This window comes from Abyssisolibacter sp. ZYX002 (assembly GCF_056892235.1).
In genome coordinates, this window is record NZ_JARMXH010000001.1 from 814,889 (window position 1) to 837,550 (window position 22,662).

The window sequence follows — 22,662 nt, forward strand, 5'->3', positions numbered from 1 at the left end:
AACCACATTTTTTAAGTTATTTTTTAACTATAGGAAAAGGTATTACTTCTTTTATAGAACTAGCATCTGTTAAAAACATCATCATTCTATCTATTCCAATGCCAAGTCCTCCAGCTGGAGCCATGCCTATATCCACTGCTCTTGCAAACTCTTCATCCATAGGACTTGCAGTCTCGAGTCCTGCTCTTAATTTATCAGCTTGTTCATTTAACAGTATCCTTTGAATTATAGGATCATTAAGCTCTGAATAAGCATTTCCTAGCTCTACTCCATATGCATAAGGTTCAAATCTTTCAATAAGCTCTTTATTGTTCCTGTGGATTTTACATAATGGAGATGATTCTTTTGGAAAATCTGTTATAAACGTTGGCTGTATTATGTTATCTGCCAGATAATCATCAAACAACATCATTATAATATCTCCCTTTAATAACTCATCTAAAGGTACATCTGTATTTAGAGTTAAATCTTTTTCATGGATACAATCTATGATCTCTCTTTTCGACAGATGTTCTACTGGTATACTAAGTTCTTGATTTATAATGTCACACATACTTATACGTCTCCAAGGTGCTTTGAAATCTATTTCTACACCATTATACGTAATCTTTGTAGTTTTAATTACTTTCATAAACACATATTCATATAGATTTTCCATTAATGACATCATATCTGTATAGTCACCATAAGCCATATAACATTCAAATAAGGTGAATTCAGGATAATGTGTTCTGTCTATACCCTCATTTCTAAATGATCTAGCAAAAGAATATACTCTCTCTATACCACCTATCATCAATCTTTTTAAATAAAGTTCAGGAGATACATTCATGTATGCATCACAGTTTAGGGCATTTATATGTGTGGTAAATGGTTTTGCTTCTCCACCGCCATACTTTGTATCTAATATAGGAGTATCTATCTCAATGAAGTTCATATTATCCAAAAATTCTCTTATAGCTGACATAGCTTTTGATCTGTTTATAAATCTGTTTTTAACTTCATCGTTCATAATCATATCCAGCGATCTATAACGTTGTCTTAAATCTTCATCTTTTAACCCATGATATTTCTCAGGTAGCGGTCTTATTGATTTACTGAGTAGCGATATATCTGATGCTCTTAGAGTAATTTCACCAGTCTTTGTTTTAAAGACACTGCCTGTCACTCCTATGATATCTCCTATATCTAATAATTTTACTATGTCGTATTTTTCTTTTAAAATTCCTTTATTAAAATAGATTTGCAAGCTTCCTTGTTGGTCTTTTAGGTTGATGAAAGAAGAATTACCCATATTTCGATAGAGCATTATTCTTCCTGCTATACTAAATTCATCGGTTTCTTTAATATTATCAAAGTCATCAATTATATTACTAGTTGTGGTACTTTTAGTGTAGCTATATGGGTATATTTCTATGTCCATATCTTTTAGCTTATCAATTTTTTTGATTCTTTCAAGTATTATCTCGTTTGCATCATAAATGATGTTTTTTAAATTTTCTATATCATTATATTCCATGTGGATACCACCTTCCTTTTTATATACAAATATTTGTTAATAAAAAAACCCTCACCTCCAAGACATAGTCTTGGGGACGAGAGCATTAGACTTCGTGGTACCACCCCAGTTTACAAACATGTCACCATGTTTGCCTCCTCTAGTACGGCTAAATATGCGATACTATAGCTCTATAACGGGAGCTCCCGTGCATTTTGTTCATAGTAGAACTAATTCAGGCTCAGAGGCTTTATTCAAAAGATTATTCTTTGCTAGCTTTCAGCAAGGTTACTAGCTCTCTGTAAAAGGATTAATCAATCTACTCTTCTCTTCATCGCTTTATTATAAATTTATTAAATTATAATATAATAAATTATATATGTCAATTCAAAAAAATAATTAGTTTTTTTTGTATAACCATTCTAATGACTTAGTATGTTTTATTACTAATAGTGCATTTAATATAAGTACAATACAGTATATAAGCATTAAAGCATACTTTAAATGCCATAACATGAGAATGATTATTATGCCAAATATAGAAAAACTCATTAAATACGGTGCATTATCATTACTAATACTACTCTGTATAGCTAAAAGTGCAAATAAAATACTTGTAATACATATAAGAGCTCCATAAACAAGAATAAAAAGGATACTTATCTTACCATTAATCACGAACCAAAATAAGCAATTTGACAAAATCATGAAGAGAGTACTTGGAAAAGTCATTATTAAAAAAGTTAAAAACTCAACAAGAACTATTTGATTATAACAATGTCCTTCTCCTAATATATTCTCATATATTCCGCAATTTTTCCTGTTTAAAATAATTTGTCCGAAATTTGCACAATTAGCAACTCCACCTACTATTCCTAATAAGTATATTGTTTTTTTATCTATCCTAATATTAAAAACGATTGAAATTAAAATGAAAAAAAACAGAACGATAATTTGCTTTAAATATGATTTTAGCATATTTTTGTACGAAGTCCTACTAGTTTTACATAAGCATTTAGCTATTTGTAATACATTTGCCATATTAATTACCTCCTACAAATTATACTATCACTATTGATATTCCTAATTTTTTTGATAAATATTATATCAGTTATAATATTCACTAAATATATAATCGCTATAATTACATCCAAATTAACATAATTCTTATTAATCTTAGTACTCATTGCTATTAGTATAATTAGTATTATTGTGAACATAGATGCTTTTCCCATTGTTTTCACTGGATTTACAGAATAAATGATTTCATAAGAATAACATATACTCATACTAAATGAACACCAGTACATTAAAATAACAATCAAGATTTTATACCATATATTTGCATAAGACTTAGATACTAATAAAAAAACTAACGAAGGCACATATATGATAACACTCATTACAAAAGCTTTAGAAAGAATATAATCTTTAATTTCAACACCTATTGATATGAGATAAGTAAAACCCCCATTTTTTTGTTCACGATAATAATCACCAATTGGTATAAATGTCATTGTTGAATAGATTATAGTTAACGGTAGTGATAATATGAAATATGTACCATCAATTTTAATATCTTGTATTCCAATGTTTAGCATAAACGCCATCATAAACATTAATAGCGTTAAAGCAATTTCAACAATCCAAAAATACTTTTTTTTAACAATTAGTATTAAATCTTTATATATATTAATTTTAAACATTATTATCACCTGTTGACAAATATAATTTTTCTAATGATCCATCAAACGATTTTCGTAATTTATCTATACTATCATTAATTAGTAATTTACCGTTTCTAATAATTGCTATATGAGTGCAAATTATGTTAATTTCGGATAAATCATGAGATGAAATAATAATAGTTATTCCGTTTTTTGAGAGTTCTTTTATTTTATTTACAAACCATCTCTTCCCATCTATGTCTAACCCAACTGTAGGTTCATCTAATACAATTAATTCAGCTTTTCTTAAAATGCATCTTGCTAAGCATAATCTTTTTTTCATTCCTTGAGAATATGTGCGTACTGGATCTTTAGCAACTTTGGCTAAGCCTACTTCTTCTAGAACACTATAAACTTCTGTTTTATCAAAATTTCCTTGCAGTAGCCCAAATATCTTTAAATTCTCATAACCACTCAATTCCAAATATAGTCCATTATCATGCAAAATAACACCAATTTTTTCTTTTTTAAGGCAAACTTCTCCATTAGAAGGTTTAAGTAATCCAAGTATTAACCTTATAATTGTAGTTTTTCCAGCACCATTTGGACCTAATAATCCAAATACATTTCCATGTTCTACTTGAAATGAGACATCACTTATTATATTTTTTTTTGAAATTGATTTAGAAACATTTTTAAATTCTAATATAGTCATATATTCACCTCTATTTGCTATTAAAGACAAAATACCAACAAGGCATATCTCTGAAACAAGTTTTCTTTTTACCATTTAACTGTGCTATCCAAGCAGATAGACATCTGTCTGTATCGTCTTTATCAAAATACTTTTCTAATGATCTAAACAAATCTACAGTGTCAAAATTCATGATAGGACAGGCAGTATTATTTAACTGTGTTTTTTCATAATTTTTCATCCATACATCTAGCAGTTTTTCTTCATTAATATTTCCAAATGATTCAGTTACATATGGACATTTTGTTATATTACCATCTGGGTTAATATTAACTGATATTAGCCCACCAGGGCAATTTAATTTTTTAATAATTTTCATGAAATCACCATAGTCTTTAAACTCAGCAAAATCTTCATAATGTATATATTGATAAAATCGTCTGTGTGTCTCAATAATTTTCTTTAATACTGCTTCGCACTCTTCTTTTGAACTACTTGTCAATGGTGATAGCCTCAAACTCCTAATTTTGTTTTTTATACAAAATTCCACTATATCATCTATCTCACTGATATTATATTCGGTAATAGGAACATTAATATTAACTCCAATCCCGGAATCCTCTAGCATATTAATTGCATTAACAATACCTGCATAAGCTCCTTTTCCTTTGACCTTATCTTGTATTTCTTCATTAACACTATCTAAGGTAAGTCTTATTGCAACTAAACCAGTGCTTTTTAAATTTTCTATAATTTGTGGGGTTAAATTTTTACCATTTGTAAATAAGTAAGTGAATAATCCATAATACTTTGCTTCATTTATTATTTCCATAATTTCTGGATGTAACAAAGGTTCTCCCCCTGCTATTACAATATAGTTACTTTGCAAAGTAACAGTATCCTTATAAATCGATTGAATTTTTTCGATATCTAATTCGTTTTTCCCATCATGGAATTCACAGTATGAGCAATCCATATTACATTTATCTGTACAATTTATTGTTATTGATGCTAAACTTTCATATATCATATCATTTCCTCCACCTAATTTATTGACGCAATGATCTTTGCATAATACAGTTTTGTACATCTATAGCTTTATATTTTTCTATATCTATAAATTTAAGCAATTTCTTTCCTTCCCAACTACAGTTCTCATTGTTTAAAGCTCCGTCAATGCCCTTTATAAAACAGCCTTGACAGTATGAAAAAGTTTTGCAATTTTTACAAGTTTGGTATCTGGGAACACCAACTTTAGCAAGCTCTAACATTATTTCGCTTTCAAAAACATCAGATCCTTCCGAAAAAACATTTCCTAAATTAAACATTGCATTATTTGCATTTACACATGCTCTTAAATTACCATATGGATCTAGCGCATAAGTCCTCCATCCAGCACCACAGTTGTCACGACCTTGTTGCATTAAACGTGTGCATTTAGGTGGGATAAATGTTATCATTTCATGATATTTTATTTGTAATGCTTTAGATTGTCGAACAAAATTATTATAATTATTCTTTGAAACTCTACCCCAAGAAATACTACTACCTCTTCCGTTTGTATTACTTACTTCCCAAGCTACACTTTTAGCACCATTTTCTTGTGCAACTTTAATTGTATTTTCGATATCAAACATATTCTCTGGCGTAACACTCATTGCAATTCTAGTCATTGCAGGAATAGCAGAAATATCTTTTAATGCATTTACTGTAGTCTCCCATGCTCCTTTCTTTCCACGAAATTTATCATGAAATACAGGACTAGAACTATCTAAGCTAATATTAAACATTAATTTATTCTTATTTTTCTTAAATACTTTCATCATCTCGCCTGTAATATTTGTTCCATTTGTCAAAATTGCTACTAGTGACAAATTATCGCATAAAAATTGAACAATTTCATTAAATTGAGGATGTAAAGTTGGTTCCCCTCCAGTAACTTCAACTAGCTTTAATCCTTTATCTTTTAATTGCAATATAGTTGTTTTTAATGATTCAAAGTCTATGAACTTTCCACTATACCCTGCTTCTCTATAACAATGCTTACATGCTAAATTACAAACATCTGTAAGTTCTATGGCCAAGTGTGGTGGATAGAAAAACTTATTACTTCCTGTCAATTCAAATTCTTTACCAATATCATTTTTATCAGGTGTAAATTCAATTAATTTACTAAAATATGCATGAGTTAGTTTGATTTTCACATACTCGTAACCATATTTTTCTATAAGTTCCTGCACTTTTACTCCTTTTAGAGCATCCAAAATCATATCTCTATAGCAAGAATCAACTCTAAACATATTGTATTCCATAAGTCTATTTGCCATTTCTGTATCAGCTTTATATATCAAAGCCCCAATAGGTAAAACATGTATTTCATCAATTTCTTTATTTTTGACATACTCTTCTTTATGCAACATTAAATTAAAACCATTTTCCATATATTTTCACCTCGTAAATATTTGATAGGAATGGGACAACACAGGTTGTCCCAAACAAATTTAACCGTAAAAAAATATCTCACCTACCAAGCAAATAATCCTGCAGCTCCTGCAGCTCCTGCGGCATAAGCTGCTGCAGATGCTGCTACTCCAGTGATTGCGATTTCAGCATCTGGAGTTGGTGTAATAATACATCCACCACATCCACTACATGAACTACAACTTGGATTTGGTTTACATAATGCACAGCCAGCACAGCCAGCGCATCCAGCACACCAATCAGCCATAAACTATTCCTCCTCTCATTAATAATTTACAAAATAGTAATAATTCCAAAATTAATAAAATTTAAAAAATATATTATTATTTATAATTTATAGAATATAATTACCAAATTTAATTTATTATACCATATACTTTCCTTATTGTATATAATTTTATAAATTATTGTGAATTGTAACAAATATAAACATATTTAACTGTAATAATATGTAATATTGCATATTGTAATAAAAAATAGAAAATATGATATACAGTATACAGGGCATACTAAATATCATATTTGATAGATGATAATTTATAATATTGACATGGGTTGTTTATAAAAATAATATGATAAAAAGATTACCTTGGGGTAAGTATAGAAAAGTAACAAAAAAATACGATAAAGAAAAGTATATTTTAAAAAAACATCGTCTCCTACTTTCTGCAGGAGACAAATAAATAGCATAAAAACAAATCATCTAGTTTTATATCTTATCAACGCAACGATAATTAAAATAACTAATAAAATGGCAAAAGGTATAAATGCGATAGTTGGTAACTTTATCACAAATCTATCTACAGCACTTAAAACTATGTATAAGATTATAACAATTATCAGCAAAGTTCTTTTATCTTTCATTTGTTATCTCCTTTCATTTTTATTTTATTTTAGCGTACTGGGTAGTACGGTGAAAAACTGATGTAAGCATTGTATTTAGAAGGATACTGTATAGTTACTAATTTTCTATGATTAATTTAGGCTAAATATTATAATTTGTGTTTATTTTTATTTAAGTATATGTTATCATAATAGTGATATGATTAACAATTATTGTTAAGGAGGCGATATAATGAATTTTTCAAACAGAATTACTTCTATGCAAGAGTCCCCTATTAGAAAGCTTGTGCCAATTGCTGTTGAAGCTAAAAATAAAGGTAAAAAGGTTTACCACTTAAATATAGGTCAGCCAGATATTAAGACTCCAGAGACTTTCTTTGAGTCAATTAAGAACTTTGACGAAAACGTTCTCGCTTATAGTTTCTCTCAGGGACTACCAAAGCTAATAGATAGCTTTAGAAAGTATTATAAAAAATATGGTATTGATTTTGAACAGGATGAAATGCTTATCACTAATGGTGGAAGCGAAGCATTATTGTTCTCTATTATAGCTACATGTGATAGAGGTGATGAAATACTAGTTCCTGAACCTTTTTATACTAACTATAATGGATTTGGTAACATGGCTGGTATAAAAGTTGTACCTATTACTACTAAGGCTGAAGAAGGATTCCATTTACCACCTAAAGAAGAAATTGAAAAATTGATAACACCTAAGACTAAAGCAATAATGATGTCTAATCCAGGGAATCCTACTGGCTGTATATACACTATAAAAGAAATGGAAATGCTCAGAGATATAGCTAAGGAAAACGATTTCTATATTATTTCAGATGAAGTTTATAGAGAATTTGTTTACGATGGTTTTGAGTATATGAGTTTTGCTAAATTTGAAGATATTGCAGATAGAGTTATAATAACTGACAGTGTCTCCAAACGTTATAGTGCTTGTGGTGCTAGAATAGGATCAATAGCAAGTAAAAATAAAGATTTGATTAAGCAAATATTAAAATTATGCCAAAGCAGATTATGTGTAGCTACTGTTGAGCAAATCGGAGCTGCTAGTTTAGTAGATGTTTCAGATGATTATTTTATAGAAGTTGTAGAAGAATATAAACAAAGAAGAGATATAGTATATAATGCACTTAGCAATATGGAAGGTGTTAATTGTAAAAAACCACATGGTGCTTTTTATATCATAGCACAACTTCCTGTTGAAGATGCTGAAGATTTTGTTGTATGGCTACTAAAAGACTTTGATGTAAATAACGAAACAGTTATGCTTGCACCAGCAGAAGGATTTTATGCTACTAAAGGCTTAGGAAAGAATGAAGTTAGATTGTCTTATGTTCTAAACCAAGAGTCTTTAAAAACAGCTATGAATATTCTAGAAGAAGGACTTAAAGTCTATACAAGTGTAAAGTGTAAGTGTGGTTGTAAATGCAATAAATAATATTTTATAATGAAAAAACTAAAAGAGACTAACGTCTCTTTTTTTTATTTGTTATGAATAAATAAAATTATTATTAGTATATTGATTGCTTGGTTTTTGTATAAAATCATCTATTAATTCTGCAAGCTTTTTTATACCTTTTTCTATCAATTCTTCTTTTATAGATGCTATGCTCAATCTAAAATTATTGCTATCTTGCCTATTTACATAGAAATTATAACCAGGAACTATAGTTATTCCATGTCTGATGCATATTTCGTTTAGTTTTATTGATGAAAAGCCTTCTGGCATGGTAATCCAAAACCCTAACCCTCCATTTGGAATATTGTATTTAATTGATTTAGGCATATACTTTTCAAGTGCTCCTATCATGATTTTATATTTATTGCAGTAGATATTATTCATATTTAGTACATGCTTTTCCCAAAGACCTTTTCTAAGATATAAATCTAGGCATCTTTGTATTAATCCTGATGTGGATATATCAGATGTTTGCTTTGCGGTTATTACATCGGAATATATTTCTAATGGTAATATGATAAATCCCAATCTTAAACCAGGCATAAGTGTTTTTGAAAAGCTTTTTATATAAATAACCCTATTGTCAGTATCTATTGATTTAATTGGTAGGGCTTTCGCTTTACTATTATAATTAACATCTCTTGCAAAATCATCTTCTACTATATAAGTATTATATTTCTTTGCTAGGTTAAGAAGTTGGGCTTTTTTTTCTTTACTATAAGATACACCTGTTGGGTTTTGAAAATTAGGCATTATATATATGAATTTAGGGTTAAAATTCATTAGGTTATTTTCTAATGTTCTCATATCTAAACCATCGTTCTCTAAATTTATATCAATAATCTTCGCCCCTCTTGATTTAAAAGCTGCAATCGCTCCTGCATAAGTTGGTGATTCACAAAATACGATATCTCCGTAATTAACCAATGCTTTTGATATTATATCTATCCCCTGCTGTGCGCCAGATACTATTTGAATATTACTGATATCTGTAAATATCTTAGATTTGTATAAGAACTTTTTTATAGATATTCTCAAGCTTTCAAAACCTTGAGATTGACTGCAAATAAATGCATTACCTTTATCTCTGCTTAGTATACTGTTTAAAACAGTTTTAAAATCCTCAACTGGAAATAAATCAGAATCAGGAGTAGTACTCGCAAAATTGTATATTGTTTTTACATCATCTGAATCTGAGCTAATATAGTCGCTACTAAATATATTTGTATCTTTAATATATGTACCACTACCAACTTTTTTATATACGAGGTTGTTTTCTTGTAATAATTTATATGCATTAACAACTGTCACATTATTGATTTCTAGTTTATCTGCTAATTTTCTTATTGGGGGTAACTTCGTATGAGGTTTCAATGTACCATCTAGAATCAGTTCTCTAATTTTACTATATAGTTGTATATAAAGGGGTTTGCCAGTTTTTTTCTTAAGTATAATATCTAATTGCATTTTTTCCTCCTAAATTATGAAAACAATCTTTTTAGAAAACCTTTTTTGTGTTCTACTCTTTTCAATTTTTCTCTTAAATCCGCAACTTCATAGGACTTTGACTTTACTTTCATTTTGAGTTTAGCATTTTCACTTAAAAGTACGTCTCGTTCTTTGCTCTTTATTTCATTAGTCAACGCTTCTATTTTGTCATTCAATTTGTTTATAGTTTTCATATTGTGCTTTTGGCTTTCTAAAAGAGCTTCCTTTATTTCATTTTTTATAAAATTAGATAGATCTTGTAATTGACTTATTGAGGCAGTTTCATTAGCTACAGTAACAGCTGTTTCATTACTTGATTGTTTTAATAACACTTCTGGCGATTCAATTATTAGCTTAATTTGTTTATTAGTATACCCTGTCTCCTGTAATTCTTTAATCCTCAAATATAAATCAATTTCTTTAAAAGTGTAATAACGATGCTTTGCGCTATTTCTAGGCACATCTATGTTGAACTCTTTTTCGTAATATCTTAATACATGCTTATCATAGCCAGTTATTCTAGACATATCCGTAATTTTATATATCTTATTTTTATCATACATTTGACCACCCCGAAAATATATATTTTTTAGTGTATTCCCCACTGATGATCTAATTTCCTTTTAATATATGAAAATTATGGATTATTATTACATTCAATAAGACTACATAACTACGTAATAAAATCATGCTCTAGTATAAAAGAACGTTTTTATAGGTTTAAGCTTATACTCATTTGGTTTGATTATTTGCTCTGTACTACCAACAAAGAACACTCCATCGTTTGTAAGAGATTCTCTAAATTTATGATACATGATATCTTTTGCCTGCCCAGTAAAGTATATCATTACGTTTCTACAAGTTACTAGATGGCAATTTGTTAAGAACTTATCTTCTAATAAATTAATCCTTGAAAATTTAACTCTATCTTTAATTTCATCTTTAATTTTATAATTTGAACCTAACTTTTCAAAATATTTTATAACAAATTCTTTTGGCAAACTTTTTATACTTTTTTCATTATATATACCTATTTTTGCTTTTTCCATAATTTCTACGTCTATATCTGTTGCATAGACTGTTATATCTTCAAGTTTATAAAAACGTGTCATTAGCATAACAAGAGAATAAGGTTCTTCTCCTGTTGAGCAAGCACTACTCCATATCTTTAGTTTTTTATTATTCTTAACTAAATCAGGAAGTATATTTTTCTCTAGTATATCCCATTGATTTTCATTTCTATAAAATTCTGATACATTAATAGTCAAGTAGTTTAGAAATTGGTTAAATAATTTTTCATCCTTTTTTAAAGCCAAAAAATAGTCGTCAAAATCTTTATAATTATTCCTAGTTACTAATGACGTAATTCTTCTTTTCATTTGTTTTTCTTTATAAGATGACAAATCAAGCTTAATAAGCTTATAAACGTTTTTCTTAAACTCTTCATATTTATCCATAATATTAACCCCTTTGTATAAGTATGTAATAATTATATAATAATATTGTACCAAAAAAAAACTATGGCTAAAAGCCACAATTTTAAATGATAACAATATTTATATAATAATAAAAATAAATTAAATAAAATCTAGTGATTATAATCTACTCTGCATCTTTATCTGTTAATATATCACCTATGCAAACATCACATTCTTCTCTATAAGAATTATCAACTTCTACCTTTTTTCTTTTAGGTTTATTTTCAGTAGTTTTCTCTTCTACAGGCTCATCAACTTTTTTTATACTTAGGCTTAACTTCTTATCTTCTGGTTTAATATCAAGTATTCTAACTTCTACTTTTTGGCCTGATTTTAATTCGTCTGAAGGCTTAGCAATGTGCTTATTACTTATTTCAGATATATGAACAAGTCCATCAAGTCCAGGCTCTATTTCTACAAATGCACCAAAATCTAATAGTTTAACTACTGTACCTTCAACTACATCACCTATTTTGTAGTTTTCTGTAGCATTGTTCCAAGGATGTTTTTTAAGTTGTTTTAAACCTAAAGATATTCTTTGCTTAGCTTTATCAAAGTCTAATATTATTACTTCAACTTGGTCTCCTATGCTTACAACTTCACTAGGGTGTTTAATTCTTCCCCATGACATTTCTGATATATGGATAAGTCCGTCTATCCCACCGATATCAACAAATGCACCAAAATCTGAGATTCTCTTAACTTCACCTTTTAGCACAGCATCTTTCTCTATACCTGACCATATTTGTTCCAATTTAGCTTCTATTTCTTTTTGCTCTACAACTTTTCTAGATACTACTAATCTCTTTTTGGCTTTATTTAAATCAATGATTTTTACATTAAATACAGTACCAACTAAAGAAGATAAGTCAGACATAAATCTGCTTGAAGCATGCGAAGCAGGTAAAAATGCTTTTATATTATTAACAACTACCATTAGTCCGCCTTTAACACTTTCTACAACTTTAGCTTCAACTATTTCTTCGTTTTCATAAACTGTACTTAAATCTTCCCAACCTTGAATTTCGTCAACTCTTTTTTTGGATAACAATACATTGCCATCTCCATCGTCGAACTTCATTATTAATACTTTTATTGCATCACCAGCTTTAACTTCCTCATTTATATCTATAGATGGATCATTTGAATACTCTTCTCTAGGAAGGATCCCATCTGCTTTATATCCAATATTAACCATGATTTCGTTTTTGTTTACTGTAATAACAGTACCTTCAACTACATCTCCTCTACTTAATTCAACAAAGGATTTTTCGTATTCTTCCATTATGTTCTTCATTTCCTCTGAATTATTCATTTTTGCAATAACCTCCTTAATAATCCAGTCAGGCGTTGATGCGCCTGCTGTTATTCCTATAGTACTTAAATCTTTAAATTCATCGATGTTAAGATCATCAACCGTTTCAATATGATAAGTTTTACAGTGCTCTCTAGCAACAGACACTAATTTAGCTGTGTTAGAACTATGGTATCCACCAATTACTATCATAGCATCAACTTTTTTAGCAACGTCCAAACATGCTTTTTGTCTTAAACTAGTTGCATTGCAAATGGTATTAAATACCTTTACATCTTCCCCCTTTTCAGACAAGATTTGAACTAGTGATTCAAATTTATCTACCCTAATGGTTGTTTGAGCCACAATACATATTTTATCACATTTTGGTATAACATCAATATCATCTTTAGAATTTACCACATAAGCTTCATTATTACACCATCCTTTTGTGCCAATAACCTCTGGGTGTTTAGGATCACCGATTATTACTATCGTATATCCTTCAGAATGATATTTATTGACTTTCTTTTGAATTTTTCTAACAAAAGGACAGGTAAAATCATATATTTGTATATTTAAAGTTTTTGCTTTTTCATATACATCTAATGGTACGCCATGTGCTCTTATTATTAGCTTAGTATCGCTAATATTATCTATACAATCTACTATATTTACACCTTGCTTTTGTAAATAATTAATAGCTTGCTCGTTATGAATTAATGAGCCGAGAGAATATATACTACCATATGTTTTGACTGTATCTAACGCCATTTCTATTGACCTTTCGACTCCGTAACAAAAACCATAAACGTCAGCTAGAATAATTTTCAAAATAAACACTCCTTGGTTTAATTTTTTAAGGAATAAAGTTTGTCCATTACATCAATACTTAAGTTCTTATATTCATCATTAGTTAGCCTCTTACTATAATACTCTTTAAAATCAATAGGGTCACCTACAGTTACTCTTATTTTACCAAACAATCTATATTTGGTATCAATAAAAACAGGAACTATAGGGGATTTAGATTTGATAGCTATCATAGATATACCTGCTTTTGCATTATTGATATCTTGGCTTTTAACTCTTGTACCCTCTGGAAAGATGCCAAGGACTTCTTTGTTCTTTAATATCTTAAGAGCATTTTTCACAGCAGAGATATCAGCTTTTGATCTATCCACTGGGAAAGCCCCCAACCACCTAAAAGCTTTTCTGAGTAGAAAAATATTAAACAGTTCTTTTTTTGCCATATACTTAATCTGTCTTGGACATATAGTTGCTACTATTACAGGGTCTAATAAGCTTATATGATTACCGCATATAATTAAATTTCCTTCGTTAGGAATTTTATCAGCGTTTTTTACTTCGACTCTAAAAATAATTTTGCTAAGTCCCCAAGCTATATTTTTACAAACCCCGTAGAAGCTCATTAGCTTTCCCCTTTCATAATGTAATCCACTATAATTGATACGACTTCATCTAGAGTTTTGTAAGTTGTGTCGATTTCTATAGCGTCATCAGCTTTGAGTAAAGGAGAAGCTTCTCTAGTCGAATCTATACTATCTCTTCTTGCTATGTCCTTTATTAACTCATCTAGAACTATACCCGGAGTTTTTTTTATAATTTGTTTATATCTTCTTTTACCTCTTTCTTCTAGTGATGCAGTAATAAAGAATTTATACTTAGCATTAGGTATTACTTTTGTACCTATATCTCTGCCATCCATTATTACATTCCCTTTATCAGCTATAGCCTTTTGTAAAAATACCAAATGTTCTCTTACATAAGCTAACTTAGCTAACTTAGAAACGTTTTTATTGATAATATCAGCCCTTATTTCATCATCTATAATATTATCGTTTAGGTAGATATGATTGTTTTTAAATTCAATTTTAGCATTTTTTAGTTCATGCTGTATTTTGTCTTTAGCATCGAAATTAATGTTTTTAGAAATAATTAGATAAGTAAAAGCTCTATACATTGCACCAGTATCTATATAATTTACATTAAGTTTTTCAGCTATTATCTTTGCAATAGTACTTTTGCCTGCACCAGCAGGACCATCTACTGCAATTGTTATATTTTTCATTGCATCGCTCCTTAAAACTAAAAATGTTTTTACAAAGCTTAAACCACTAATATATAGTAGTTTATATTTTGATATTATATTCAATTATTATAACAAATTAGTCCATCAAATTTTACTCTCTTGTTAATTATATATTAAATTGCCACATACCTCAAGTATAATATTATCAAGGTTAATATACGCATTAAATATAAAGCAAGGGCTATCTTATGATTAAAGACGCCCTTGTTTATTAAAGAGAAAATTTCTCTTTACCATCATAAATATTATATTTATCCCATATTTGTTCTAACTTGGTAAAATATCGGCTAACTTCTTCTTTATTTTTGTTTGCTATGGCTATAATCAGTGAATTAATCAGACTCATTGGAGCAACAAGAGAATCGACTAATGAAACGAGATTACTTGAAGCAACTAATGTGTAGTCTGCCAAATTTGATATAGGTGAAACGTAGCTGTCTGTAATGCCGACTATTTCACAATTTTGTTCTCTAATATATTTAAGTGCTTCCAGCGTCTTACGAGAATATCTTGGATATCCTATACCGATTACCACGTCATTTTTGTCTACCTTCAATAGTTGTTCAAAAACATCGCTAGTACCAAAAACAACTACTTTGACATTTTTAAGTATAAACCCTAAATAAAATCCAAAGTATGCTGCTAAAGTAGAAGAACTTCTAAGTCCCAAAACATAAACTTTTTCGGCTGTACAAATTTTTTCAACTACTTTATTAAATGTTACTTCATCTAAAGAATCTATAGTTGATTTTATATTCTCCATATCAGCTCTTAGGATTTCTTTATATAATTTCTTAGTATTAGATAATTCATCCGTCATATTCAACCTTTGAACGGTAGTTAACTTGTTTTTTATAAGCTCTTGCAATGACTCTTGAAGTTTTGGATATCCAGAAAAGCCTAAAGCTATAGCAAAACGGACTACAGTAGATTCACTAACTCCTACTGTTATCCCTAGCTTTGAAGCTGTCATAAATGCTGCTTTATCATAGTTATCTGATATATATTCTGCAATGAGCTTTTGTCCTTTACTCAGTATATTGTACTTAGCTTGAATCAATTTCAATATATTAGTACTTTTCATTTTACATCAACCCTTATCATTATAATATATAATATATATTATAATGCTTTTGCCATCTGTAATCCAGCTTTAAATGCGTTTTCGTTTAAATTTTCTGTTCCTTTAGGCACTCTATTTAGTATAGCTGACTTTAAAGACTCTTCATTTACAATACTTGATATGCCGTTTACAGCCCCTAATGCAACGATATTTGCAACCATGCTTTTCCCTATATCGTTAACAGCTGTTTTAATAATAGGTAATTTATATATTGTAACATCATCTCTATTAGGAGTTTCAATAGAATCATCTATTATTAAGATACCACCTGTGTTTAGTTGAGAAATATATTTATCACATGCTACTTGTGTCAACGAAAGCATTAAGTCACATTCTCTAACTTTTGGGTAATTGATCTCATTGTCACTAATTATAACTTCCGCTTTACTAGCTCCACCTCTAGCTTCAGGACCATATGATTGAGATTGTATAGTATTTTTACCGTCTAAAATTGCAGCCTCAGCAAGTATAATTCCTGCTAATATAAGTCCTTGACCGCCAGAACCACTTAATCTAATTTCTTTTTGATTTGCCATACTATCGCTCCCCTTGTAATCTATTAATAATATTTTGATATTGATCAGTATACTCAGGTTTACTATTGTTTGTAAATTCACCTATTACAAACTTACCAGCTAATTCTTCTTCGTTCATATTTTTAGCTTTGTTGATATTTACAGCAGAATCTTTTAAGTACTGCATCATCATTACAGCATCGCCTTTTTTGTTTTTTCGACCATAGTAAGTAGGACAAACACTGATTGCTTCAATGAATGAAAATCCTTTATTTTTAATACCGTTCTCAACTTGCTTAATTATCATATTTGCATGATAAGCTGTAGAACGTGCTGTATAAGTTGCTCCAGCTGCCTGGGCTAATTTACATAAATCAAAGTTATTATCTATATTTCCATAAGGAGCAGTAGTTCCTTTATCACCAGTTGGCGTTGTAGGAGAATATTGTCCACCAGTCATTCCATATATAGAGTTATTGAATACTACAGTAGTTATTCCGATATTTCTTCTAGCTGCATGGATTAAGTGATTACCACCGATTGCAGATGCATCACCATCTCCAGTTACTACTATAACTTCAAGTTTTGGATTTGCAAGTTTGATACCTGTAGCAAATGCTAGTGCACGACCATGAGTTGTATGAAGTGTGTTAAAATCCATATAACCAGGAGCTCTTGAAGAACATCCTATACCAGAAACTATACAAACATCATCTTTGTTTAAACCAAGATTATCTATAGCTTTTACAATCCCACGCATAAGTATTCCATGACCACAGCCAGGACACCATATATGTGGAAGGTTATCCATTCTAAAATATTTACTGATTAATTCACTTGACATTATAAAGCCTCCTTTACTGCTGTTAATATTTCATCAGGAGTAATAAGCTCACCGTTAACTTTTCCATAGTGAGATACTTTAGCAGATTTACATACTCTTTCAACTTCTAGTGAATATTGACCTAAATTCATTTCAGCAACTACAATATTCTTAACTTTTGAATCGATTTCTTCAATTTGTTTAGCTAAGAATGGCCATATTGTCATAGGTCTAAATAAACCAACTTTTAAACCTTCTTTTCTTGCAGCATCTACAGCACTTTTAGCAGATCTAGCTGTAGAACCATATGCTACAATTACAACTTCGGCATCTTCCATTTTATAATTTTCATATATACTTAAATCATCTATATTATTACTTATTTTATCCATTAATCTATTTAATAAATTTTCAGCGATTACACTATCATTGCTAGGGAAACCAGTGATATTGTGAGATAACCCAGTTACATGGAAGCGATATCCCTCTCCGTATGCTGCCATAGGTGGAATTAGAGTATCATCAACAATCTCATAAGGATTATATGTATCTAAGTTTTTCTTTGGTTTTTTTCTATCAACTACTTCTATTTCGCTAGCATCAGGAATTTCGATTCTTTCTCTCATATGAGCTACTACTTCATCTAACAATAATATCACAGGAGTTCTATATTTTTCAGCATAGTTAAAGCATTTAACCGTTAAATCAAATGTTTCCTTTACGGAGCTTGGAGAAAGTGCAATTACAGGATGATCTCCATGAGTTCCCCACTTAGCTTGCATAACATCACCTTGTGAAGGAGATGTTGGTAAACCAGTACTTGGACCTCCACGCTGAACATTTACAATAACACATGGTATTTCAGCTATACAAGCATAACCTATGTTTTCTTGTTTTAGAGAAAACCCAGGGCCACTTGTAGCAGTCATTGACTTTAATCCTGCTAAAGAACCACCTATCGTAGCCGCCATACCAGCGATTTCATCTTCCATTTGAATAAATTTACCACCTATTTGGGGTAATTTTAAAGAGGATATTTCAGCTATTTCAGTTGAAGGAGTGATTGGATAACCAGCGTAGAACGTCATTCCAGCTGCTAAAGCACCTTCCACACACGCTTCATTTCCTTGCATCAGTTTAACATTTTTACTCATTATTTATCCTCCTTTAAGTATATAGCATAATCAGGACAACGTAGTTCACATAAACCGCATTTCGTACAATCTTCAATATTTTTAATTTCTATCTTATCTTTTTCATTTAGAGCTAAAACATTTTTTGGACAAAAACTTATACAAATGCCACACCCTTTACACCATTCAGGCTTTATCACTAATTGCTTACTTTTTTGTGCGGACATATTAGGCCCCCCTTTTATATCTTCTTTGGATAATTAGATAATAACAAAAGATAGTACATTTTGCAAGTTTTATTTCATATTATTTTAAAATTGAAACATCACATGCAAGATTAATTTCAAACAATGCATATTATAAATCAAATTCTATAAATAAAATAATATTGTTGAAATAAATATTTTTTTGTAGTTTTGTACTTAAGCTCATAAACCAGTATAATTACATGAATTAATTTTATTAACTAAAACTAGTAATATGATTTAAGATATGTTTTAATAATACTTTTCTATATTATTTTTTAAACTTTTAATAAAAGGATATATTTTATTTAATTGTACCACCCAAATTATTTTATAATACTTGGTATTAAGACAACATTTTAAAAAAAATAAATCGTAATACATTTATTAGGAAAACGATTTTATTAAAATGAAGGACTGTTTTTATTTTCTTGCATTTAATATTTATGAATAATATAAGCCAATATGAAATTATAACTTGCAATTATTTAGTGGTAAAAATTGAAACGAATACCAAGTAGAATGTAGTATTTTATGTTTTATTATGACTATAATAATAATATGTTTGTTTACATTGGTATAAATATAACGAGGTGAATTTAGTTGATACAGATAGATGATGCAGGAAGCGGGAGTTTGATAGGTGGAACATGTATAGGCATGATAAGAGTTGAAACTGGTGAATTTGAGTACGGTTTTATACCTATAAAATACTACATGGGTGATATGTTTAATAAGAAAGAATACCTAAACTATGTAATTCATATAGTGGAAGATATGTTTAATAAACTAAATGTAACAAAAGAAGAGATTATTGATGTTTGTAGAGGTTATATGTTTGACAATCTAAGAAAATGGATGAAGAAAAACCAATATACTTATAATAGTGTAAAAATAGGTGAACCATTACAATCTAAGATAGAAAAAGCATTTGAAGATTATACTATATCTTTAGGACTTCCTAGAGCATTTATTACATACACCAAGTATCCTTTTCATTTTCATAGACTACTAAGATGGGTTTATGCAGACTTTGATAATAGAAGTTTATTATGTAAAACAGGATGGAAAAGTTGGAATAAATACAACCATATGGAAAAAGAAGTTTCTATTGTGCAACTCAAAAAATCGAACTACATTTGTTATAAATGTGGTAAAAAGATAAAAGATAATACAAAAGTAAAAAAAATTACATATAAAGGAAGTAAAGATACGACTATATATTTGCATGAAAATTGTTAAGGTATGAAAAAATCTTTATTTATCATAACATATATCACTAATAAATACTATGAGATACTGTTTTTTCTATATATATTATATCATAAATACAAAGAAAATATAAGACTAGTAATAAGTACAACAATATAATAAGATAAGCTTAGTGCAATAATTAAAAAGGTGCAGATTGCTTTTGAAATACGATTTTGAAGGAGGTATTTATGTATGATTTATAGGCAAACTCAGCTATACAGATTCTTAATTTATTGCAATAAAGCAGACATAGAAAAAAAAGTACTTGACTGTGGTGCTGGAGGTAATTGCCCTCCACTTGGTCTTTTTTATGAACATGGATATGAAACATTTGGAATAGAGCTAAGTGAAAAACAAATTGAAAAAGCAAATGTATTTTCTAAACAACATAATATAAAGCTTAACATGACAAAAGGAGATTTGAGAGCTATACCTTTTGAAGATGAAACTTTTGGCGTGGTATATTCGTACAACACTATTTTCCACATGAAAAAAGCTGATATAAAAACAGCTATAGATGAGATGAAAAGAGTTTTGCAACCAGAAGGATTATGCTATATTAATTTTCTATCGATAGATGATTTCGGTTATGGAGAAGGTCAAGAATTGGGACAAGGAGAGTTTCTCCAAAGTGAAGGAGAGCATGAAGTAATACATACGTATTTCGATATTAATGAAGCTGAAAAATACTTCACAGATGTGGATATTTTAGCAAAAGAATATAGACTATATGAGAGAATTTATGAAGGTAATAAAATAAAGCAGGGGTATATTGAATATATAATACAAAAAAGAAAATAAAGTAGTTTATTAGGAGTGTTAAAAAGCCAAATGAAACTTATTAAGTCTCATTTGGCTTTTTTATTATAACAACTCCCCTTTTTTATTATAGAATTCTTTACAGTACTTAATATTTCCATTAACATTCATTAAAGAATTTTTTGATAACTCTAATGCAAAAAGATATTTGCTATCTAAATTATTATTTATCCCAATACCATATATTGAAGCTAGCTCAAAGCCAAATTTCATATAGTAATTTGGATGACCCATCACTATTATAGAGTTATATCCAAGTTTTTTGGCAGTACTAATTCCCTCTTCAACAAGAAGTTTACCTATACCCATATTTTGATACTGTTTATGTACAGATACAGGAGCTAATGCTAATGAATCATGTATGTCTGAGTAACTATGAATTTTTAATGGAGTAAATAATATATGACCAACAATTTCATTTTCTATTACTGCAACTAAAGATAACTCGTTAATATAAGAAGTACTATTTCTTATGTTTTCTACTAATGTCCATTCATTAAACGTTAAGTCTATACTTTCTCTATAAAAAGCAGATTTTATTACTTCCTTAACACTAGCATAATCCATATTATTTTCTTTCCTTATTTTTATATTCAAATCTATTCCTCCCTATTATTGCGACTCTGATAATTTTAACTGATTGAAGTGCCAAATCAACCTATAACTAATAATTAATACAAATAAGTATACTATAGGTTTTATCAAAAATATCACTTTAACTAATGCTATTTATTTTTCTTTAGTAAGTACTTCATCTGGGACTTTATCAAATAGTGGACTTACAGACTCACTTTGATGTATTCTTCTTATTGTCTCAGCAAATAATGGAGCAACAGATACTATCTTGATTTTATTACTATTGATAATATATGGATTTAATATAGAATCTGTAGATATAAGTAACTCTATATCACTGTCCTCAAGTTTTTTTACACCTTTTTCATTAAGTAATATGTGAGATAGACATACCATGATTTTCTTAGCACCTCGTCTTTTTAATTCTTTTGAAATATCTATTAACGTACTGCCAGATATGCTAAAGTCATCTACTATAAGTGCATTTTTACCATCTATCTCTCCAACTATTTCCATAATCTTTGCTTTTTCATCGTGGTCAGTACGTTCCTTATCTCCAATAGCTATAGATGTATCTAGATATCTAGCATATTTTCTTGCCTCTTTAGCAAAACCAGCATCGGGAGATACAACGACTAAATTTGGGATGTCCAAAGATTTAATATACTCGCATAGTATGGGAAGTGCTAATAAGTGGTCAACAGGTTTTTTAAAAAAGCCTTGTATTTGAGGACTATGTAAATCCATAGTAACAACTCTGTCAACTCCTGCTAACTCAATACATTCAGCACATACCCTTGCTCTAATTGAAACTCTAGGCTCGTCTTTTTTGTCTCCTTTAGCATAAGCGAAATAAGGCATTATCAAAGTTACTGATTTAGCACTTGCTCGTTTAAAGGCATCTATCCAAAATAATATTTCTGTGAATTCATCATTTGATTTTAAACCTATCGACTGGACTAAATAAACATCTCTATCTCTTACAGTTTCTTCTACTTTCACATAAATATTGCCTTCTGAAAAAGTGATAACTTTTGACTTACCAAGTTCTAAATTTAGATGATTACAAATTCCTTGTGCAAAATCATAGCCTGAACTACCTGCAAATACTTTAATATCGTTATTTTTCAAAATAACCAACTCC

At 29.4% G+C, this 22,662-nt stretch carries 24 protein-coding genes and 1 other annotated feature; of the genes, 3 read left to right on the plus strand and 21 right to left on the minus strand.

The annotated features are described in order from the left end of the window. Nucleotides 1-16 precede the first annotated feature (16 nt). The 8 genes from lysS to P3X86_RS03665 form a co-directional block, all read right to left on the minus strand. Nucleotides 17-1,519 carry a lysine--tRNA ligase gene (lysS, locus tag P3X86_RS03630; RefSeq protein ID WP_483291262.1) on the minus strand — a complete coding sequence of 501 codons (1,503 nt, stop codon included), beginning with the start codon at nt 1,517-1,519 and terminating at the stop codon, nt 17-19. Nucleotides 1,520-1,588: 69 nt separating this feature from the next. Then, nucleotides 1,589-1,842, minus strand: a binding site (T-box leader). Nucleotides 1,843-1,897: 55 nt separating this feature from the next. Next, on the minus strand, nt 1,898-2,539 hold the full coding sequence (locus P3X86_RS03635; protein ID WP_483291263.1) for a hypothetical protein: 642 nt from the start codon (nt 2,537-2,539) through the stop codon (nt 1,898-1,900). Between the two features lie 5 nt (nt 2,540-2,544). Continuing rightward, on the minus strand, nt 2,545-3,204 hold the full coding sequence (locus P3X86_RS03640; protein ID WP_483291264.1) for a hypothetical protein: 660 nt from the start codon (nt 3,202-3,204) through the stop codon (nt 2,545-2,547). Beyond that, a complete protein-coding gene (locus tag P3X86_RS03645) occupies nt 3,197-3,880 on the minus strand; it encodes an ABC transporter ATP-binding protein (protein ID WP_483291265.1) in 684 nt (227 codons plus the stop codon). The genes P3X86_RS03640 and P3X86_RS03645 overlap by 8 nt, the downstream gene beginning before the upstream one ends. A 10-nt stretch (nt 3,881-3,890) precedes the next feature. After that, on the minus strand, nt 3,891-4,889 hold the full coding sequence (locus P3X86_RS03650) for a radical SAM/SPASM domain-containing protein (protein ID WP_483291266.1): 999 nt from the start codon (nt 4,887-4,889) through the stop codon (nt 3,891-3,893). A 19-nt stretch (nt 4,890-4,908) separates the two neighbouring features. Beyond that, entirely contained in the window at nt 4,909-6,300 is a 1,392-nt protein-coding gene (locus tag P3X86_RS03655) for a radical SAM protein (protein ID WP_483291267.1), read from the minus strand. Nucleotides 6,301-6,383: 83 nt separating this feature from the next. Beyond that, the gene (locus P3X86_RS03660; protein ID WP_483291268.1) at nt 6,384-6,587 is read right to left on the minus strand and encodes a hypothetical protein; all 204 of its coding nucleotides are present in this window, start codon (nt 6,585-6,587) and stop codon (nt 6,384-6,386) included. A gap of 452 nt (nt 6,588-7,039) precedes the next feature. Then, on the minus strand, nt 7,040-7,204 hold the full coding sequence (locus tag P3X86_RS03665) for a hypothetical protein (protein ID WP_483291269.1): 165 nt from the start codon (nt 7,202-7,204) through the stop codon (nt 7,040-7,042). Nucleotides 7,205-7,415: 211 nt separating this feature from the next. Here P3X86_RS03665 and P3X86_RS03670 point away from each other — a divergent pair, with 211 nt between their 5' ends. Next, nucleotides 7,416-8,636 carry a pyridoxal phosphate-dependent aminotransferase gene (locus tag P3X86_RS03670; RefSeq protein WP_483291270.1) on the plus strand — a complete coding sequence of 407 codons (1,221 nt, stop codon included), beginning with the start codon at nt 7,416-7,418 and terminating at the stop codon, nt 8,634-8,636. Nucleotides 8,637-8,687: 51 nt separating this feature from the next. On the opposite strand, the gene pdxR is transcribed toward P3X86_RS03670, so the two are convergent. The 11 genes from pdxR to P3X86_RS03725 form a co-directional block, all read right to left on the minus strand. Continuing rightward, nucleotides 8,688-10,124, minus strand: a complete 1,437-nt coding sequence (gene pdxR / locus P3X86_RS03675) for a MocR-like pyridoxine biosynthesis transcription factor PdxR (RefSeq protein WP_483291271.1) — start codon at nt 10,122-10,124, stop codon at nt 8,688-8,690. 14 nt (nt 10,125-10,138) lie between these two features. After that, nucleotides 10,139-10,708 carry a MerR family transcriptional regulator gene (locus P3X86_RS03680; RefSeq protein WP_483291272.1) on the minus strand — a complete coding sequence of 190 codons (570 nt, stop codon included), beginning with the start codon at nt 10,706-10,708 and terminating at the stop codon, nt 10,139-10,141. Between the two features lie 123 nt (nt 10,709-10,831). Beyond that, nucleotides 10,832-11,602 carry a CheR family methyltransferase gene (locus P3X86_RS03685; protein WP_483291273.1) on the minus strand — a complete coding sequence of 257 codons (771 nt, stop codon included), beginning with the start codon at nt 11,600-11,602 and terminating at the stop codon, nt 10,832-10,834. A gap of 145 nt (nt 11,603-11,747) precedes the next feature. Beyond that, entirely contained in the window at nt 11,748-13,751 is a 2,004-nt protein-coding gene (locus P3X86_RS03690) for a bifunctional 4-hydroxy-3-methylbut-2-enyl diphosphate reductase/30S ribosomal protein S1 (protein WP_483291274.1), read from the minus strand. 17 nt (nt 13,752-13,768) lie between these two features. Continuing rightward, a complete protein-coding gene (locus P3X86_RS03695; protein ID WP_483291275.1) occupies nt 13,769-14,350 on the minus strand; it encodes a lysophospholipid acyltransferase family protein in 582 nt (193 codons plus the stop codon). Next, the gene (gene cmk / locus P3X86_RS03700; protein WP_483291276.1) at nt 14,350-15,009 is read right to left on the minus strand and encodes a (d)CMP kinase; all 660 of its coding nucleotides are present in this window, start codon (nt 15,007-15,009) and stop codon (nt 14,350-14,352) included. The genes P3X86_RS03695 and cmk overlap by 1 nt, the downstream gene beginning before the upstream one ends. Before the next feature lie 232 nt (nt 15,010-15,241). Beyond that, nucleotides 15,242-16,114: a MurR/RpiR family transcriptional regulator gene (locus P3X86_RS03705; RefSeq protein WP_483291277.1), complete on the minus strand. Its 873-nt coding sequence runs from the start codon at nt 16,112-16,114 to the stop codon at nt 15,242-15,244. 38 nt (nt 16,115-16,152) lie between these two features. Then, on the minus strand, nt 16,153-16,689 hold the full coding sequence (locus P3X86_RS03710; protein ID WP_483291278.1) for a 2-oxoacid:acceptor oxidoreductase family protein: 537 nt from the start codon (nt 16,687-16,689) through the stop codon (nt 16,153-16,155). Nucleotide 16,690: 1 nt separating this feature from the next. Continuing rightward, complete coding sequence (locus P3X86_RS03715; RefSeq protein ID WP_483291279.1) at nt 16,691-17,512, minus strand: 2-oxoacid:ferredoxin oxidoreductase subunit beta; 822 nt, start codon at nt 17,510-17,512, stop codon at nt 16,691-16,693. Next, nucleotides 17,512-18,645, minus strand: a complete 1,134-nt coding sequence (locus P3X86_RS03720; RefSeq protein WP_483291280.1) for a 2-oxoacid:acceptor oxidoreductase subunit alpha — start codon at nt 18,643-18,645, stop codon at nt 17,512-17,514. The genes P3X86_RS03715 and P3X86_RS03720 overlap by 1 nt, the downstream gene beginning before the upstream one ends. Next, complete coding sequence (locus tag P3X86_RS03725) at nt 18,645-18,851, minus strand: 4Fe-4S dicluster domain-containing protein (RefSeq protein WP_483291281.1); 207 nt, start codon at nt 18,849-18,851, stop codon at nt 18,645-18,647. Before P3X86_RS03725 ends, P3X86_RS03720 begins: the two co-directional genes overlap by 1 nt. Before the next feature lie 621 nt (nt 18,852-19,472). Here P3X86_RS03725 and P3X86_RS03730 point away from each other — a divergent pair. Both P3X86_RS03730 and P3X86_RS03735 read left to right on the plus strand, forming a co-directional pair. Continuing rightward, nucleotides 19,473-20,111 (plus strand): hypothetical protein, encoded by a 639-nt coding sequence (locus P3X86_RS03730; protein WP_483291282.1) that lies wholly within the window; start codon nt 19,473-19,475, stop codon nt 20,109-20,111. 204 nt (nt 20,112-20,315) lie between these two features. Then, complete coding sequence (locus P3X86_RS03735; protein WP_483291283.1) at nt 20,316-20,924, plus strand: class I SAM-dependent methyltransferase; 609 nt, start codon at nt 20,316-20,318, stop codon at nt 20,922-20,924. Nucleotides 20,925-20,987: 63 nt separating this feature from the next. On the opposite strand, the gene P3X86_RS03740 is transcribed toward P3X86_RS03735, so the two are convergent. Beyond that, nucleotides 20,988-21,539, minus strand: coding sequence for a GNAT family N-acetyltransferase (locus P3X86_RS03740; RefSeq protein WP_483291284.1), 552 nt, complete (start codon nt 21,537-21,539; stop codon nt 20,988-20,990). Between the two features lie 132 nt (nt 21,540-21,671). Next, nucleotides 21,672-22,649, minus strand: coding sequence for a ribose-phosphate diphosphokinase (locus P3X86_RS03745; protein ID WP_483291285.1), 978 nt, complete (start codon nt 22,647-22,649; stop codon nt 21,672-21,674). Between the last annotated feature and the right edge of the window lie 13 nt (nt 22,650-22,662).

What these genes read in the sequence shown, in the direction of transcription:
- lysS (WP_483291262.1), bottom strand. Translation starts at nt 1,519, where the DNA reads ATGGAATATAATGATATAGAAAATTTAAAAAACATCATTTATGATGCA.
- P3X86_RS03635 (WP_483291263.1), bottom strand. Translation starts at nt 2,539, where the DNA reads ATGGCAAATGTATTACAAATAGCTAAATGCTTATGTAAAACTAGTAGG.
- P3X86_RS03640 (WP_483291264.1), bottom strand. Translation starts at nt 3,204, where the DNA reads ATGTTTAAAATTAATATATATAAAGATTTAATACTAATTGTTAAAAAA.
- P3X86_RS03645 (WP_483291265.1), bottom strand. Translation starts at nt 3,880, where the DNA reads ATGACTATATTAGAATTTAAAAATGTTTCTAAATCAATTTCAAAAAAA.
- P3X86_RS03650 (WP_483291266.1), bottom strand. Translation starts at nt 4,889, where the DNA reads ATGATATATGAAAGTTTAGCATCAATAACAATAAATTGTACAGATAAA.
- P3X86_RS03655 (WP_483291267.1), bottom strand. Translation starts at nt 6,300, where the DNA reads ATGGAAAATGGTTTTAATTTAATGTTGCATAAAGAAGAGTATGTCAAA.
- P3X86_RS03660 (WP_483291268.1), bottom strand. Translation starts at nt 6,587, where the DNA reads ATGGCTGATTGGTGTGCTGGATGCGCTGGCTGTGCTGGCTGTGCATTA.
- P3X86_RS03665 (WP_483291269.1), bottom strand. Translation starts at nt 7,204, where the DNA reads ATGAAAGATAAAAGAACTTTGCTGATAATTGTTATAATCTTATACATA.
- P3X86_RS03670 (WP_483291270.1), top strand. Translation starts at nt 7,416, where the DNA reads ATGAATTTTTCAAACAGAATTACTTCTATGCAAGAGTCCCCTATTAGA.
- pdxR (WP_483291271.1), bottom strand. Translation starts at nt 10,124, where the DNA reads ATGCAATTAGATATTATACTTAAGAAAAAAACTGGCAAACCCCTTTAT.
- P3X86_RS03680 (WP_483291272.1), bottom strand. Translation starts at nt 10,708, where the DNA reads ATGTATGATAAAAATAAGATATATAAAATTACGGATATGTCTAGAATA.
- P3X86_RS03685 (WP_483291273.1), bottom strand. Translation starts at nt 11,602, where the DNA reads ATGGATAAATATGAAGAGTTTAAGAAAAACGTTTATAAGCTTATTAAG.
- P3X86_RS03695 (WP_483291275.1), bottom strand. Translation starts at nt 14,350, where the DNA reads ATGAGCTTCTACGGGGTTTGTAAAAATATAGCTTGGGGACTTAGCAAA.
- cmk (WP_483291276.1), bottom strand. Translation starts at nt 15,009, where the DNA reads ATGAAAAATATAACAATTGCAGTAGATGGTCCTGCTGGTGCAGGCAAA.
- P3X86_RS03705 (WP_483291277.1), bottom strand. Translation starts at nt 16,114, where the DNA reads ATGAAAAGTACTAATATATTGAAATTGATTCAAGCTAAGTACAATATA.
- P3X86_RS03710 (WP_483291278.1), bottom strand. Translation starts at nt 16,689, where the DNA reads ATGGCAAATCAAAAAGAAATTAGATTAAGTGGTTCTGGCGGTCAAGGA.
- P3X86_RS03715 (WP_483291279.1), bottom strand. Translation starts at nt 17,512, where the DNA reads ATGTCAAGTGAATTAATCAGTAAATATTTTAGAATGGATAACCTTCCA.
- P3X86_RS03720 (WP_483291280.1), bottom strand. Translation starts at nt 18,645, where the DNA reads ATGAGTAAAAATGTTAAACTGATGCAAGGAAATGAAGCGTGTGTGGAA.
- P3X86_RS03725 (WP_483291281.1), bottom strand. Translation starts at nt 18,851, where the DNA reads ATGTCCGCACAAAAAAGTAAGCAATTAGTGATAAAGCCTGAATGGTGT.
- P3X86_RS03735 (WP_483291283.1), top strand. Translation starts at nt 20,316, where the DNA reads ATGATTTATAGGCAAACTCAGCTATACAGATTCTTAATTTATTGCAAT.